Here is a 13,691-nt window from a genome sequence, read left to right as displayed (position 1 = left end):
GACATGGCGGACCATACGCCCCGCATCCGCGTGCCGAAGAAGGCCGCGAAGGGCGACGTCGTCGAGATCAAGACCCTGATCAGCCACCAGATGGAATCGGGTCAGCGCAAGGACAAGCAGGGCCAGGTCATCCCGCGCGAGATCATCAACAAGTTCACCTGCGCCATGAACGGCGAGACGGTCTTCTCGGCCGACCTCGAGCCGGCGATCTCGGCCAATCCCTACCTCTCCTTCTACGTGAAGGTCGAGGGGCCGGCCGATCTCAAGTTCACCTGGGTCGACGACAACGGCTCGGTCTACGAGGCCGACGCCAAGATCGCCGTCGCCTGATCCCGGGACCGGCAGCGGACGGCCGGAGAATAAGAACCAGAGGAGGGGAGAGGATGCGCCGATTCGCAATCGCCCTGGCTGCAGCCGGCGTGATCAGCGTCGCCGGGGCCGGGGTCGCCTTCACCGAGACGATGGACTGGGGCAAGTACCAGGCCGGCGACAAGCGCTCCGGCTATACCTACGCCCAGCCCGAGACCCGGGCGATGCAGGACGACGAGTTCGAGAACCCGGGCTTCCTGCTGATGGAGAGCGCCACGGCGATGTGGAGCAAGCCCGAGGGCGCGGCCGGCAAGTCCTGCGCCGACTGTCACGGCGACGTCTCCTCGATGAAGGGCGTGGCGACGCGCTATCCGGTGTTCTTCAAGCCCTCGGGCAAGATGATGAACATCGAGCAGCGCATCAACCAGTGCCGCACCGAGCAGATGAAGGCCGAGCCCTGGAAGTGGGAGTCCGACCAGCTGCTGGGCATGACCGTGCTGGTCAAGTACCAGTCCGAGGGCCTGCCGATGAACGTGGCGATCGACGGTCCGGCGGCGCCCTTCTACGAAAAGGGCAAGGCCTTCTACTACGAGCGGCGCGGCCAGCTCGACCTCGCCTGCTCGAACTGCCACGAGGACCACTCGGGCCAGAACCTCAGGGCCAACATCCTGAGCCAGGGCATGCCCAACGGCTTCCCGACCTACCGCCTGAAGTGGCAGAAGGTCGGCTCGCTGCACCGGCGCTTCAAGGGCTGCAACGACCAGGTGCGTGCCGAGCCCTACAAGCCCGGCTCCGACGAGTACGTGGACCTGGAGCTGTTCGTCTCGCACCGGGCCAACGGCCTGCCGGTCGAGACCCCGTCCGTGCGCAACTGACCGGACGCGCGGCGGATCCCGCGGCGGATCCTTTGCCAAGCTGTTGCCCAGGGGGCGCGGAGGCCGGCCCTCCGCGCCCCCCGTCTTTCCGCGGGGCGCGTCCCCGCAGCCGAGGAGGCAGACTTGTCGATGTTCACGCGGCGTGACTTCCTGACCGTGGCGGCGGCCACGGCGATCCTGACCGGGACCCAGGGCCGGCTCGGCCGGCTGGCCGCGGCCCAGCGGCTGAGCCAGAAGGACCTGCTGGCCTTCGAGCCGCTCGGCCAGGTCACCCTGCTGCACGTCACCGACATCCACGCGCAGCTCAAGCCGATCTATTTCCGCGAGCCGACGGTCAACCTCGGCGTCGGCGAGGTCGCCGGCCTGCCGCCGCACGTCACCGGCAAGGACTTCCTCAAGCGCTACGACATCGCCGGCGAGAGCGCCGAGGCCTATGCCCTGACCGACCAGGACTTCGTCGCCCTGGCGCGCGACTACGGCCGGGTCGGCGGCATGGACCGCCTGGCGACGCTGATCAAGGCGATCCGCGCCGAGCGTCCGGACAACACCCTGCTGCTCGACGGTGGCGACACCTGGCAGGGCTCCTACACCTCGCTGGCGACCAAGGGCGCCGACATGGTCGAGGTGATGAACGCGCTCGGCACCGAGGCGATGACCGCGCACTGGGAGTTCACCTACGGCGAGGAGCGGGTCAAGGAGCTGATCGAGCAGGTCGCCTTCCCCTTCCTGGCCGGCAACGTGCGCGACACCGAGTGGGAGGAGGCGGTCTTCGACTCGACGGCCTTCTTCGAGCGCGGCGGCGTCAAGATCGCGGTGATCGGCCAGGCCTTCCCCTACACGCCGGTCGCCAACCCGCGCTACATGGTGCCGCACTGGTCCTTCGGCATCCGCGAGGACGACGTCGCTGCCTCGGTCCAGGACGCCCGCGCCAAGGGCGCCGAGCTGGTCGTGCTGCTCAGCCACAACGGCTTCGACGTCGACCGCAAGCTGGCCGGCCGGGTCGAGGGCATCGACGTGCTGCTGACCGGCCATACCCACGACGCCCTGCCGCGGATCGAGACGGTCGGCAAGACCCTGCTGGTCGCCTCCGGCAGCCACGGCAAGTTCCTCAGCCGCCTCGACCTCGACGTCAAGGGCGGCAAGGTCGCCGACTTCCGCTACCGCCTGATCCCGGTGCTGACCGACGCGATCCAGCCGGACCCGGAGATGGCCGCGCTGGTCGAGAAGGTCCGCGCGCCCTACGCCGCCGACCTCGGCAAGGTGCTCGGCAAGACCGATTCGCTGCTCTACCGCCGCGGCAACTTCAACGGCACCTTCGACGACCTGATCTGCCAGGCCATGCTGGCCGAGCGCGATGCCGAGATCGCCCTGTCGCCGGGCTTCCGCTGGGGCGCGTCGCTGCTGCCGGGCCAGGAGATCACGCTCGACGACGTCTACAACATGACGGCGATCACCTACCCCGCGACCTACCGCAACGAGATGACCGGCGAGATGCTGAAGACGGTGCTCGAGGACGTCGCCGACAACCTGTTCAATCCCGATCCCTACTACCAGCAGGGCGGCGACATGGTGCGGGTCGGCGGCCTCGGCTACCGCATCGACATCCACAAGCCGATCGGCCAGCGCATCTCCAACATGACCCTCCTCAAGGACGGCAGCGCGATCGACCCGGCCCGCAGCTACGTCATCGCCGGCTGGGCCTCGGTCAACGAGGGCACCCAGGGGCCGCCGATCTGGGACGTGGTGACCGACTACATCCAGAAGCAGGGCACCGTCGTCGTGCCGCCGAACCAGACCATCGAGGTCGTTACCTGAGGCCGGGCCCGGCGCCATGGAGGGGATGGACGTCACCTATGCCGGGGCGGCGCTCGCCGGACTGCTGAGCTTCCTGTCGCCCTGCGTGCTGCCGCTGGTGCCGCCCTATCTCGCCTTCCTCGGCGGCGTCTCGGCACACGAGATCGAAGGCCGGGCCGGGGCGGGCGGCGAGGCCGTCCGCCCGAAGCCCTTCGGGCGCACCTTCTGGATGGCGCTGGCCTTCGTGCTCGGCTTCGCCACGGTCTTCGTGGCCCTCGGCGCCGGCGCCTCGGCGATCAGCGGCCTCGTGACCCGCTACATCGACGTGCTGGTGCCGATCGCCGGCGTCGTCGTGCTGGTGCTCGGCCTGCACTTCCTCGGCCTGTTCCGCATCCTGCTGCTGTTCCGCGAGGCGCGCTTCCACGTGCAGAGCCGGCCGGTCGGCCTGGCCGGTGCCTACGTCATCGGCCTCGCCTTCGCCTTCGGCTGGACGCCCTGCGTCGGCCCGGTGCTGGCCTCGATCCTGCTGGTCGCCGGCAGCGGGGACTCGGTCTTCTACGGCGCCAGCCTGCTCGCGACCTATGCCGCCGGCATCGGCATCCCCTTCCTGCTGGCGGCCCTGGCGATCGGCAGCTTCACGCGCTTCCTGGCGCACTTCCGCCGCTATCTCGGCTGGGTCGAGAAGGCGCTCGGCGCGATCCTGGTCGCGACCGGCGTGCTGTTCATCACCGGCGGCATCGCCGACGTCTCCTACTGGCTGCTCGAGACCTTCCCGGTGCTCGGCCGCATCGGGTGACTGCCTGTCTCCATTCGCTTCGTCGTGAGCCTGTCGAAGGACGCGCAGCGCGGCGCAAAGCGCGAGCGAAGTCGGCACGGGCGGTGCTGGCAAACGCCTGATCTATTCGCGGATTGTGAAGGGAGAGCGAGCGCATAAGCGCCCAACCGTCCGTACCGTTCAAGACCCGATCCGCTACTTCCTGTCGAACGGCGACAATTGACCGACTCGGCGCGGTTGTTTCACGTAATCAGGTTGGCCGCAACGAGGGGCCGAGGCTGTGGCGGCCCCGACCCCTCAAGACCCCGCTCCAGTGGAGCCGTCGCGGGGTGCATGGTAGCAGCAGCCGAACCCTAGAGGGTCGGAATCGTGCCGGTCAACTGGCTCCTATGCTGGTCATAGGAGATGAAAATGACCAAGAGCACGAGAAACAGCGGTAAGTCGTGGTCGACTTCGGACAAGGTCCAGCTTCAGCAGTTGGCCGCGGGGAATACCCCGACGCGGGTCATCGGTCTTAAGCTCGGCCGTACCGAAGGTGCCGTATATAGCAAGGCGTCGGAACTCGGAGTGAGCCTGAGCCCGACGAACCAGTCGCCGTACAACAGGCGTAAGTCTTAAGGTCGGCATAGCAGCCGGACGGCCGCGTCCTAAGTGTGCCGTTCGGCTGTCGACCACTGATGCCTGCGAGAAGCGAGCGCGAGAGCTAGCCGGTCGAGAGCGTCAAGAACTAGGCGTCTTGCTCGCTGGGCCATCGTTTGTCTCGCTGTTCAGCTTGTGCATCTTCGGCGACATCTTGAGCGCATGGTGGATCGCTGCGTCTCGCAGTCGCGCCGCCTCTTGATCGTTTTGGTTTTCGTCCGCCAAGTTTCAGGAACCATCTAGACGAGGGAACAATGAAAGAAGAGCATCCCAAGTCAGCCCCCACCGGGCAATGGAAGATGCCCGAAACCGAGATTCGAACTGCGCTAGGCCATTTCATCATGGGATGGGCTGGCCTGGAAGCGGTATTGGAGATCAGCATCGCAAAGCAACTTGGTCTAGAGGCACTGGAGGCGTCTATCGTTACGTCAAGTATACAATTCAAGGGAAGGTGTGCAATTCTCTTAAGCTTACTGAACAGGAATCCGGGCAAGTACGAAAGGGGAATTAATGCCGTCAAACAAATTCAGAATATATGTGACAGAAATGATATACTTCATAGCGTGATGGGCGGAAGTGAAAGTATCATTTGGTTTAATAGAAGAAAAACAACCAACAAATTTACTAGTAAGATAGAAAGATATGATTCTAGACGGCTAAACCTACTTGCCTTGAAGTGCGGCGACTTGGCTGGAGAGCTTATGGAGTGTTTATCGATTTCGAAAGATAACTATACGTCATTCTTCCAGGAAGCCCACAATCGCGCTAATAACGTGTAGGCATCGCCGCGGCTGCCGTAAGCTCACGATCAGGCCATTGAATGGCCGGGAGGAGCGTCGGGCCGCTACGGCTTGATGTAGATCCAGCCGTCGAGCTGGCGCTCGACGATCTCGGCGATGCCGGCCTGCACGTAGTCGACGCCCTCGATCAGGTCGTCCGGGCTCCTGTGGGTCGTCTCCATGGTGTTGCCGCAGCCGAGGAACTCGATGCCGTACTTCAGCAGGCTCTCGATCCGCTCGCGCACCGGCGAATCCTTGTAGAGCGCGACCATGCCCGGGCCGAAGGCGACGACGGCGATCTTCACGTTGTCGATGCCGTAGAACTTCTGCAGGTTCACGGCATTCCACAGGATGTTGTTGATCTCCCGCTCGTCGCTGGTCGAGATCTGCAGCAGGATCCGTCGCGGGTCGTCGAAGCCCGGCTGCGGGTCGCTCAGCACGGTCTCCTTGAACGCGGCCCGGGCGGGCTGGGCGCCGGCGGCGAGCGGGGCCAGCAGGGCGAGGAGGAGGGCGGCCTGGATCAGCCGGAGCCGGCGCATCGTCTCTCTCCTTCAGCCGAAGGTCAGCCAGAACAGGCGGTCGTAGGAGCGCAGCTCGCGCAGCAGGTTGACGACCCGCTGGGCGTCGGCCTGGTCGATCGCCTCGGGCAGCGTCGCCAGCGAGGCGACGGCGCCGCCGACGATGCGCTGGAACTCCGGCGCCTTGGCGGTTTCGGCCGGCGCCTCGTCCTGGCAGCGCTTGTAGAGGAAGTGCGTCACCGAGACGGCGTAGCGCAGCGCGTTCATCTGGTCGCGGTCGCCGAAGTCGAGGCGGGCGTCGCGGAACTCCCAGAGCCGGTCCATCGCCGCGTTGGCGTCCTCGACGCAGTCGGCGAAGACGCGCTGGCCGTTGCGCTTGCGCAGCGCGGCGAGCCGTGGGCGGATCGGCTGCAGCTGCTCGGCGGCCGGCTCGATCTCGGCGTTGGCGGCCAGGGCCTCGGCCTTCTGCAGGCGCACCGCGACCTCCTGCAGCGCGTCGTCGAACTCGCCGTCGTCGGCGTAGGCGTCGGGCGGGCTGGTCAGGAAGGGCAGCACGCCGCTGCGCCAGGCGTCGACCGCGTCCTGCAGCTCCAGGTCGGCGACCGCCGGATTGCCGTTGTGCAGGTAGAAGACGGCGCTGCGGTAGTGGCCGTAGGCGGCCTCGACCGCCGCGTTGTAGCGCGACAGATCGCTCGCCGCGGCCACCCCGGGCAGAGTCAGGCCCGCCAGGGCCAGGCAGATCAGCAGCGCGAGCAGGCGGGATCGCATCCTGGCTTCTCCTCCCTCGTCATTTGTCCTCCGCCAGGACCGGCAGCATCAGCCGGTCGACCGGCGCGTAGTCGTCGGTCAGCAGCGGCACGTCCGGGGCCGCCGTGCGCCGGGCCAGGTCCTCGGCCGGCCAGCGCAGCCACAGCGTGCCCTCCGGGTCGTCCGCGTCGGGCGCGCCGCGGTAGCGTTCGGCCGGGCTGGGCTCGCGGCCGGCGACCACCAGGAAGGTGATGCGCCCGCCGCCGCTCAGCTGTTCCGCATCGGCCCAGACCTCGACCGTCTCGAAGACCGCGCCGAGCGTGCGCACGACAGCGTAGACGAACAGCGGCCGGCGCGCCGAATCGACGGCGTTCAGGACGTAGAAGCCGTGCGGCGCCAGGCGCCGGCGCAGCAGCCCGGCGAACTCCCGCGTCGTCAGGTGCTGCGGCACCGAGATGTCGTGGAAGGCGTCGCCGACGACGATGTCGAAGCGCGTCTGCGCGGGCAGGCCCTGGAGGATCCGCCGGGCGTCGCCGTGCTCGATCGCGAGGCCCGGCGCGGGGCGCAGCCAGAGCGCCCGCTCCGCGACCCGGGTCACCGCCGGATCGAGCTCGGCCACGGTCAGGCGCGCTCTCGGATGGCTCGCCGCCCAGGCGCGCGGCAGGGTATAGGCGCCGCCGCCGACGAAGAAGGCCGAGAAGGCCCCCGGCCCGTCGAGCCGGCCGCCGAGGCGCGCGCGCAGCAGGCGGTCGGTCAGGCGCAGGTAGCTGGAGTGCAGCCGCGCCGGGTCGTCGCGGTCGTTGATGCCGTGGCCGAGGTGGTCGAGCACCATCAGCGCGGCGGGCCGGCCGATCTCGCCGGTCAGGTCGACGACGCGGATGCAGTAGTAGTCGCTCTCCTCGAGGCAGGGGGCGGTGAAGGCGGCGAGCGGCCGTCCCGCTGCCCCGATGCCGAGCCCGGCCAGCAGGGCGAGGGCGAGGGCTGCGGCGGCCTCGCGCCGCGCCGGCCGGGCGGCGGCGGCGAAGGCGAGCGCCAGCAGCAGGTAGCAGCCGGCGACGCTCAGCACCGTCCCGATCGTGCCGATCCAGGACAGGAAGAGGTAGCCGGCCAGCAGGGTCCCGGCGATCGAGCCGGCCGCGCCGACCGCGTACATCTGGCCGATCGCCCGGCCCGGCGCCTCCGGCAGGGCATCGACCGCGAGGCGGGTCAGGATCGGCGAGACCGTGCCGATGAACAGGCTGGGCAGCAGGAACAGCACGAGGGCCAGCAGCACCAGGGCGGTCACCGGGTCGGCGATGCCGCCGAGCAGCCAGGGCGAGGCCAGGCGGATCAGCGGCAGGCAGGCCGCGGTCGTCGCGGCCGCGGCGAGCAGCAGCCAGGCGAGCCGGAGCGCGCAGCGCCGGGCGCCGCCGTCGCTCAGCCGGCCGCCCCACCAGTGGCCGAGCGAGAAGCCGGCCAGGACCACGGCGATCACCGCGGTCCAGGTGTAGAGCGACATGCCGACGTAGGGCGCGATCATGCGCCCGGCGACGATCTCCAGCACCAGGCCGCCGGCCGAGGTCGTCGCCAGGGCGCCCGCATAGGCGGCGCGCCGCCAGCCGCGGCCACCCGAAGCGCTCGGCCGATCGATTCCGTCCAGGGTCGTCCTCCGCTCCCGCCCCGGCGTTTCCCGGGTGCGCACTACACATTCGCAAGATACTATATGTCGAACGCCTTTGCCCCACACCTTCGCCGTGCGAAGGCCGTGCGTGAGCGGCGACCTGGAATGACGGGAGGACCGCGAGGAATGATCACCCGCCGACGCTTCGCCAGCCTGGCCGCCGCCGCGGGCGCCGGCCTGCTGACCGCCTCCGCGACCCGGGCGCGCGCCGCCGACGGCCCGAAGCTCAACGACGACGGGCTCTACGAGGAGCCCTTCTTCATCCAGTCCTTCCTGGACCTGGGCGAGGACCTGGCGGCGGCGACCCAGCGTGGCCGGCGCTTCGCGATCATGTGGGAGCTGAAGGGCTGCCCCTATTGCAAGGAGACGCACTTCGTCAATTTCGCCGACCCGGCGATCCGCGATTTCGTCTCCGGCCACTTCGACATCCTGCAGCTCAACCTGATCGGCGCGCGCGAGGTCACCGACTTCGACGGCAAGGCCATGGAGGAGCGCGAGCTGGCGCGGCGCTGGGGCATCCGCTTCACGCCGACCTTCATGTTCTTCCCCGAGACGCCGGAGGCGGTCGGCGGCCGGCCCGGCAACGAGGCCGAGGTCGCCCGCATGCCCGGCTACTTCAAGCCGCCGCACTTCCTGGCGATGTTCCACTACGTCGAGGACAAGGCCTACGAGCAGGGCGACTTCCGCGGCTACCTGAAGCGCTTCCTGGCCGGCTGACGGGCCGGCCTGCCCGGCGCGCGCCGGGCGCGATGAATTGTCGCGGGCGGGCCGGGCGCAACCGTTCGTCCGACAACATATTCGTCTTTCATATAATGACGCTTTCGACTAACCTGCCGGCAGGATCGGGCGCCCTCCCGGGCGGCCGGCAGCCGACGCAAGGACGCAGCCGCGACGACGGCCGCGCGAAGGTACGGGAGCCCTGAAGAGATGAAAGACGACGTCAAGGACCGCAATGCGCCGCAGTCGCCGGCGCGTCGCCGTCTGCTCGCCGGCGGAGCGGCCGCCGGTGGCCTGCTCGGCGCCGGCGCCCTCGGCCTGTCCGGCGGCCTGAAGGCCGCCCGGGCGGCGACCGCGCCGGCAGCCGCGGACAGCCTGCCGCCCGCGGTGCCGGACTGGACCCGCTATCTCGGCGCCGGGGTCGACGCGCACCCCTACGGCATGCCCTCGGAGCACGAGGCCAAGGTGGTGCGGCGCAGCGTCGAGTGGCTGACCGCGACCCGCGAGTCCTCGGTCAACTTCACGCCGCTCTATGCGCTCGACGGCTTCGTGACGCCGAACGGCCTCTGCTTCGAGCGCCATCACGGCGGCCTCGCCGAGGTCGATCCGGCCGAGCACCGGCTGATGATCCACGGCCTCGTCGATCGGCCGCTGCTGTTCACCGTCGAGGATCTGAAGCGCTTCCCGCAGGAAAACCGCTTCTACTTCCTGGAATGCGCCGCCAACAGCGGCATGGAGTGGCACGGCGCCCAGCTCAACGGCGTGCAGTACACCCACGGCATGGTGCACTGCGTGCAGTACACCGGCGTCTCGCTGCGCACGCTCCTCAAGGAGGTCGGTCTCAAGGACAAGGCGGCCTGGGTGCTGGCCGAGGGCGCGGACGCGGCGGCCATGACCCGCTCGATCCCGCTCGAGAAGGCGCTCGACGACTGCCTCGTCGCCTACTCGATGAACGGCGAGCGGCTGCGCCCCGAGCAGGGCTATCCGATCCGCCTGGTGGTGCCCGGCTGGGAGGGCAACACCTGGGTCAAGTGGCTGCGCCGGCTCGAGCTCGGCGACCAGCCCTGGTACCAGCGCGAGGAGACCTCGAAGTACACGGACCTGCTGCCGAACGGCAAGGCGCGCATGTTCACCTGGGTGATGGACGCCAAGTCGGTGATCACCAGCCCCGCGCCGGAGCTGCCGATGCAGCAGGAGGGCCCGGTGGTGATCAAGGGCCTGGCCTGGTCCGGCCACGGCGCGATCAAGCGGGTCGACGTGACGGTCGACGGCGGCATCAACTGGCAGACCGCGCAGTTGCACGGCCCGGTGCTGCCGAAGTGCCTGACCCGCTTCACCTTCGACTGGGTCTGGGACGGCAAGCCGGCGCTGCTGCAGAGCCGCTGCATCGACGAGACCGGCTACGTCCAGCCGACCATGGCGGCGCTCCAGGAGAAGCGTGGCGTCAACTCGATCTACCACAACAACTCGATCCAGACCTGGCAGATCAACGAGAACGGGAGCGTCGAGAATGTCCGTCTGGGATAAGGCCCGCTGGGCGACCCTCCTGACCGCCACGGCGCTGTCTCTCGCCATGCTCGGCGGGCTGTCCGTGCATCCGGCCCGGGCAGCCGAGCAGCGCTACGGCCTCGGCACGCCGGCGACGCCGGAAGAGATCGCCGGCTGGAACATCGACGTGCGGCCCGACGGCCTCGGCCTGCCCGAGGGCTCCGGCTCGGTCGCCGACGGCGAGCAGATCTTCCTCGAGCGCTGCGCCGCCTGCCACGGCGAGTTCGGCGAGGGCGCCGGGCGCTTCCCGGTGCTGATGGGCGGTCAGGGCACGCTCGACAAGGCCGCGCCGGTCAAGACCATCGGCAGCTACTGGCCCTACGCCAGCACGGTCTGGGACTACGTGCACCGGGCCATGCCGTTCGGCGACGCCGAGTCGCTGAGCGCCGACGAGACCTATGCCGTCGTCGCCTATCTGCTGAACATCAACGACATCGTCGGCGACGACTTCGTGCTGACCAAGGAGAACCTGCCGAAGATCGTGATGCCCAACGCCAAGGGCTTCTTCACGATGGACGCGCCGGAGTTCCAGCCCTACGAGCCCTGCATGAAGGACTGCAAGAAGGAGGTGAAGGTGATCGGCCACGCGCGGGTCATCGACGTCACCCCGGACAAGCCGGCGGGCGCGGGCGTGGAGTGAGGCAGGGCGAGCGCCGGCGCGGCGGCGGCCTAGCCGACCGCCGTGCGGGCCTCCCGCAGGCCCCGCGGCTCCGCCGACTTCTCGCAGTAGAGCTCGTAGAGCAGCCCGATGATCTGCTCGGTCTCGTCGCTGGCCAGGCTGTAGAAGATCTGCTTGCCGTCGCGCCGCGTCTCGACCAGTTCCTCGTCGCGCAGGATCGCGAGCTGCTGCGACAGGGTCGGCTGGCGGATCTTCAGCAGCTCCTCGAGCTCGCCGACGCTGCGCTCGCCCTGGGACAGGATGCAGAGGATCAGCAGCCTGTTCGGATTTGCCAGGGTCTTGAGGAAGCGTGCGGCCTGCTCGGCGCTGGCCATCATCTGGATAGGATCGATCATGGGACTTCCCGCGACCCCGGAGGGGCCGTTGCTCTGGCGGACTGACACGGACCTGTCCAATTTGGTCGGTACTGCGAGCACCGCAATGCCTACGCGGTCGATGTCGATTTTATTCCATAACTTTTTTGTGAACTGTAGCGGATGTGGCACAACGCCCGCCAGCCCCCTGCGCCGGAGCCCTCCCGGGGGTTGCGGCGTTCCCGCACGGTAGCCATCGCCGGTATGGGCCCTATGATGCCCGGCGGCCGTTCCGAAAAACCGAACGAAAGGGAGACAATGATGCGAAACGCCCTCTTCAGTGCCGGGCTTCTGCTCGTTTTCGCCGCCGCCCAGCCGGCCTTTGCCGACGGCGACGCCGCGGCAGGCGAGAAGGTCTTCGCCCGCTGCAAGGCCTGTCACACGATCGAGGCGGGCGGCCCGAACCGCGTCGGCCCGAACCTGCACGGCATCGTCGGCGCTCCCGCGGGCGAGGGCCGGAACGACTACAAGTTCTCCAAGGGGATGCACGAGGCCGGCGAGAAGGGCCTGACCTGGACCGAGGACAACCTGCGCAAGTGGCTCGCCAACCCGCGCGAGTTCGTCAAGGGCACCAAGATGATCTTCCCCGGGATCAAGAGCGACAAGGACATGGACAACATCATCGCCTACCTGAAGGCGAACAGCTGACCGCTACCGCCTGAGCCGTCCCGTCGCGCCGTTGCGCGGGACGGCCGGTCGGAGGCTATGATCGGCGCTCCCGCGCGGCTTCGCGGCCGCTCGGCACGAGCTTGGAGGGATCGCCGATGGCCGGGTCGCCGCGCCGCCTGACCGATGCCGACCTGCGCATCCTCAGGGTGCTGCAGCGCGAGGGACGCCTGACCAACGCCGAGCTGGCGGAGCGGGTCGGCCTGTCGCCCTCGCCCTGCCTGCGCCGCCTGAAGCAGCTCGAGAGCGAAGGCGTCATCGAGGGCTATGCGGCGCTGCTCGACCGCGGCAAGCTCGGGCTCGGCATCGAGGCCTTCGTGCGGGTCAACGTCGAGCGCCACCGGGACGCCGACACCGAGGCCTTCGAGCGCGAGGTCCGCCGCCTGCCGGAGATCGTCGGCGTCTGGATGATGGCCGGCGACATGGACTTCCTGCTGCACGTCGTGGTCACCGACCTGGAGGCCTACGGCCGCTTCACCCGCGACCGCCTGATCCGCCTGCCCGGGGTCAAGGACCTGCACACCTCCTTCGTCATCGATGCGGTCAAGTCGCGCGGGGAATTGCCGCTCGGATTGGAATAATCTGCCGATCTGATAATGAAAGTGGGCATCTTCGGCAGGAAATGGCCGGGAAGGCGCACTACATTACGAAGCTGACAGTCCGTCGCACGCCGCACCCGGACGAGGAGGCTTCGATGACCGGCAGCCTGGCCGAGACCCCCGCGATCCAGTGGGACAAGTCGTTCCGCGGTGCGCCGCGCCCGGTCGCCGCCGACTACACGGTCGCGCAGCGCTGGCAGGACTACGGCCCGGAGGACCACGCCGTCTGGCGCACGCTCTTCGAGCGCCAGAGCCGCCTGCTGCCGGGGCGCGCCTGCCCGGCCTTCGTCGAGGGCCTGGAGCACCTGCCGTTCGGGGCCGAGGCGATTCCCGATTTCGAGGCGCTGTCCGAGCGGCTCGAGCGCGCCACCGGCTGGCGCGTGGTCGCCGTGCCGGGCCTGGTGCCCGACGCGGTCTTCTTCGAGCACTTGGCGAACCGGCGCTTTCCGGCGGCGCACTGGATCCGCCGCCGCGACGAGCTCGACTACCTGGAAGAGCCGGACCTGTTCCACGACATCTTCGGCCACGTGCCGATGCTGGTGAACCCGGTCTTCGCCGACTACCTGCAGGCCTACGGCCAGGGCGGCCTGCGCGCGCTCGGCCGCAAGGTGCTGCACCGCCTGGCGCGGCTCTACTGGTACACCGTCGAGTTCGGGCTGGTGCAGGGCGACCGGGGCCTGGAGATCTACGGCGCCGGCATCGTCTCCTCGCACAGCGAGACGATCTTCGCGCGGGAGGACGCCTCGCCCAACCGGATCGCCTTCGATCTGGAGCGCGTCATGCGCACCCGCTACCGCATCGACGACTTCCAGGAGAGCTACTTCGTCGTGCGCGACTTCGAGGAGCTGCTCGGCCTCGCCGAGATCGACTTCGCGCCGCTCTACGACCGCGTCGCCGCGCTCGAGGACATCGAGCCCGGCGCGCTGCTGGAGGGCGACCGCCTGCTGCACCGCGGCAGCGGCCGCTACCATGCGGCCCGCCGACGGCCGGCGGCCTGAGACCGAGCCTCCGAACCGAAACCCCAGCAGGGAGA

The 13,691-nt window shown here is 68.7% G+C and carries 15 protein-coding genes; 11 read left to right on the top strand and 4 right to left on the bottom strand.

All coding sequences use genetic code 11. The features are described 5' to 3' along the window. Positions 1-3 precede the first annotated feature (3 nt). The 5 genes from soxZ to B9O00_RS32270 all read left to right on the top strand — a co-directional run bounded on the left by soxZ (position 4) and on the right by B9O00_RS32270 (position 5,171). Complete coding sequence (soxZ, locus tag B9O00_RS00890; protein WP_085120540.1) at positions 4-330, top strand: thiosulfate oxidation carrier complex protein SoxZ; 327 nt, start codon at positions 4-6, stop codon at positions 328-330. Positions 331-383: 53 nt separating this feature from the next. Next, positions 384-1,184, top strand: coding sequence for a sulfur oxidation c-type cytochrome SoxA (gene soxA / locus B9O00_RS00885; protein ID WP_085120539.1), 801 nt, complete (start codon positions 384-386; stop codon positions 1,182-1,184). A gap of 129 nt (positions 1,185-1,313) precedes the next feature. Further along, positions 1,314-2,999 (top strand): thiosulfohydrolase SoxB, encoded by a 1,686-nt coding sequence (gene soxB / locus B9O00_RS00880; RefSeq protein ID WP_085120538.1) that lies wholly within the window; start codon positions 1,314-1,316, stop codon positions 2,997-2,999. Positions 3,000-3,024: 25 nt separating this feature from the next. Continuing rightward, positions 3,025-3,774, top strand: coding sequence for a cytochrome c biogenesis CcdA family protein (locus B9O00_RS00875; RefSeq protein ID WP_085120537.1), 750 nt, complete (start codon positions 3,025-3,027; stop codon positions 3,772-3,774). Between the two features lie 872 nt (positions 3,775-4,646). Further along, on the top strand, positions 4,647-5,171 hold the full coding sequence (locus B9O00_RS32270; protein ID WP_143596114.1) for a hypothetical protein: 525 nt from the start codon (positions 4,647-4,649) through the stop codon (positions 5,169-5,171). A 65-nt stretch (positions 5,172-5,236) separates the two neighbouring features. On the opposite strand, the gene B9O00_RS00865 is transcribed toward B9O00_RS32270, so the two are convergent. Genes B9O00_RS00865 through B9O00_RS00855 form a run of 3 tightly spaced genes read right to left on the bottom strand, consistent with a single transcriptional unit; the run spans position 5,237 to position 8,117 of the window. Further along, positions 5,237-5,710: a DsrE family protein gene (locus B9O00_RS00865; RefSeq protein ID WP_085120535.1), complete on the bottom strand. Its 474-nt coding sequence runs from the start codon at positions 5,708-5,710 to the stop codon at positions 5,237-5,239. 12 nt (positions 5,711-5,722) lie between these two features. Beyond that, positions 5,723-6,457, bottom strand: a complete 735-nt coding sequence (locus tag B9O00_RS00860; protein ID WP_085120534.1) for a hypothetical protein — start codon at positions 6,455-6,457, stop codon at positions 5,723-5,725. Between the two features lie 19 nt (positions 6,458-6,476). Continuing rightward, complete coding sequence (locus tag B9O00_RS00855) at positions 6,477-8,117, bottom strand: fused MFS/spermidine synthase (protein WP_085120533.1); 1,641 nt, start codon at positions 8,115-8,117, stop codon at positions 6,477-6,479. Positions 8,118-8,222: 105 nt separating this feature from the next. Between B9O00_RS00855 and B9O00_RS00850 the strand changes: the two genes are divergently transcribed. The 3 genes from B9O00_RS00850 (at position 8,223) to B9O00_RS00840 (ending at position 11,001) form a co-directional block, all read left to right on the top strand. Beyond that, positions 8,223-8,813: a thioredoxin family protein gene (locus B9O00_RS00850; protein WP_085120532.1), complete on the top strand. Its 591-nt coding sequence runs from the start codon at positions 8,223-8,225 to the stop codon at positions 8,811-8,813. Between the two features lie 210 nt (positions 8,814-9,023). After that, entirely contained in the window at positions 9,024-10,340 is a 1,317-nt protein-coding gene (gene soxC / locus B9O00_RS00845) for a sulfite dehydrogenase (protein ID WP_085120531.1), read from the top strand. Beyond that, on the top strand, positions 10,324-11,001 hold the full coding sequence (locus B9O00_RS00840; protein ID WP_085120530.1) for a c-type cytochrome: 678 nt from the start codon (positions 10,324-10,326) through the stop codon (positions 10,999-11,001). Before soxC ends, B9O00_RS00840 begins: the two co-directional genes overlap by 17 nt. 29 nt (positions 11,002-11,030) lie before the next feature. Here B9O00_RS00840 and B9O00_RS00835 read toward each other — a convergent pair whose 3' ends face one another. After that, positions 11,031-11,375, bottom strand: a complete 345-nt coding sequence (locus tag B9O00_RS00835; protein ID WP_085120529.1) for an ArsR/SmtB family transcription factor — start codon at positions 11,373-11,375, stop codon at positions 11,031-11,033. Positions 11,376-11,654: 279 nt separating this feature from the next. On the opposite strand from B9O00_RS00835, the gene B9O00_RS00830 reads away from it, so the two are divergent. The 3 genes from B9O00_RS00830 to phhA all read left to right on the top strand — a co-directional run bounded on the left by B9O00_RS00830 (position 11,655) and on the right by phhA (position 13,656). After that, positions 11,655-12,041, top strand: a complete 387-nt coding sequence (locus tag B9O00_RS00830; RefSeq protein WP_085121051.1) for a c-type cytochrome — start codon at positions 11,655-11,657, stop codon at positions 12,039-12,041. Positions 12,042-12,157: 116 nt separating this feature from the next. Beyond that, positions 12,158-12,640 carry an Lrp/AsnC family transcriptional regulator gene (locus B9O00_RS00825; protein ID WP_085120528.1) on the top strand — a complete coding sequence of 161 codons (483 nt, stop codon included), beginning with the start codon at positions 12,158-12,160 and terminating at the stop codon, positions 12,638-12,640. Positions 12,641-12,753: 113 nt separating this feature from the next. Then, positions 12,754-13,656: a phenylalanine 4-monooxygenase gene (gene phhA / locus B9O00_RS00820; RefSeq protein ID WP_085120527.1), complete on the top strand. Its 903-nt coding sequence runs from the start codon at positions 12,754-12,756 to the stop codon at positions 13,654-13,656. Positions 13,657-13,691: the final 35 nt, after the last annotated feature.

Source organism: Tistlia consotensis USBA 355, from assembly GCF_900177295.1.
In the GTDB taxonomy this organism is placed as follows: Bacteria; Pseudomonadota; Alphaproteobacteria; order Kiloniellales; family DSM-21159; genus Tistlia; species Tistlia consotensis.
Note: the sequence above shows the minus strand (reverse complement) of the source record. Positions and strands in the feature narration are given on the sequence as shown.

What these genes read in the sequence shown, in the direction of transcription:
- B9O00_RS00835 (WP_085120529.1), bottom strand. Translation starts at nt 11,375, where the DNA reads ATGATCGATCCTATCCAGATGATGGCCAGCGCCGAGCAGGCCGCACGC.
- B9O00_RS00840 (WP_085120530.1), top strand. Translation starts at nt 10,324, where the DNA reads ATGTCCGTCTGGGATAAGGCCCGCTGGGCGACCCTCCTGACCGCCACG.
- B9O00_RS32270 (WP_143596114.1), top strand. Translation starts at nt 4,647, where the DNA reads ATGAAAGAAGAGCATCCCAAGTCAGCCCCCACCGGGCAATGGAAGATG.
- B9O00_RS00875 (WP_085120537.1), top strand. Translation starts at nt 3,025, where the DNA reads ATGGACGTCACCTATGCCGGGGCGGCGCTCGCCGGACTGCTGAGCTTC.
- soxA (WP_085120539.1), top strand. Translation starts at nt 384, where the DNA reads ATGCGCCGATTCGCAATCGCCCTGGCTGCAGCCGGCGTGATCAGCGTC.
- B9O00_RS00825 (WP_085120528.1), top strand. Translation starts at nt 12,158, where the DNA reads ATGGCCGGGTCGCCGCGCCGCCTGACCGATGCCGACCTGCGCATCCTC.
- B9O00_RS00860 (WP_085120534.1), bottom strand. Translation starts at nt 6,457, where the DNA reads ATGCGATCCCGCCTGCTCGCGCTGCTGATCTGCCTGGCCCTGGCGGGC.
- B9O00_RS00865 (WP_085120535.1), bottom strand. Translation starts at nt 5,710, where the DNA reads ATGCGCCGGCTCCGGCTGATCCAGGCCGCCCTCCTCCTCGCCCTGCTG.
- soxZ (WP_085120540.1), top strand. Translation starts at nt 4, where the DNA reads ATGGCGGACCATACGCCCCGCATCCGCGTGCCGAAGAAGGCCGCGAAG.
- soxC (WP_085120531.1), top strand. Translation starts at nt 9,024, where the DNA reads ATGAAAGACGACGTCAAGGACCGCAATGCGCCGCAGTCGCCGGCGCGT.
- soxB (WP_085120538.1), top strand. Translation starts at nt 1,314, where the DNA reads ATGTTCACGCGGCGTGACTTCCTGACCGTGGCGGCGGCCACGGCGATC.
- B9O00_RS00850 (WP_085120532.1), top strand. Translation starts at nt 8,223, where the DNA reads ATGATCACCCGCCGACGCTTCGCCAGCCTGGCCGCCGCCGCGGGCGCC.
- phhA (WP_085120527.1), top strand. Translation starts at nt 12,754, where the DNA reads ATGACCGGCAGCCTGGCCGAGACCCCCGCGATCCAGTGGGACAAGTCG.
- B9O00_RS00830 (WP_085121051.1), top strand. Translation starts at nt 11,655, where the DNA reads ATGCGAAACGCCCTCTTCAGTGCCGGGCTTCTGCTCGTTTTCGCCGCC.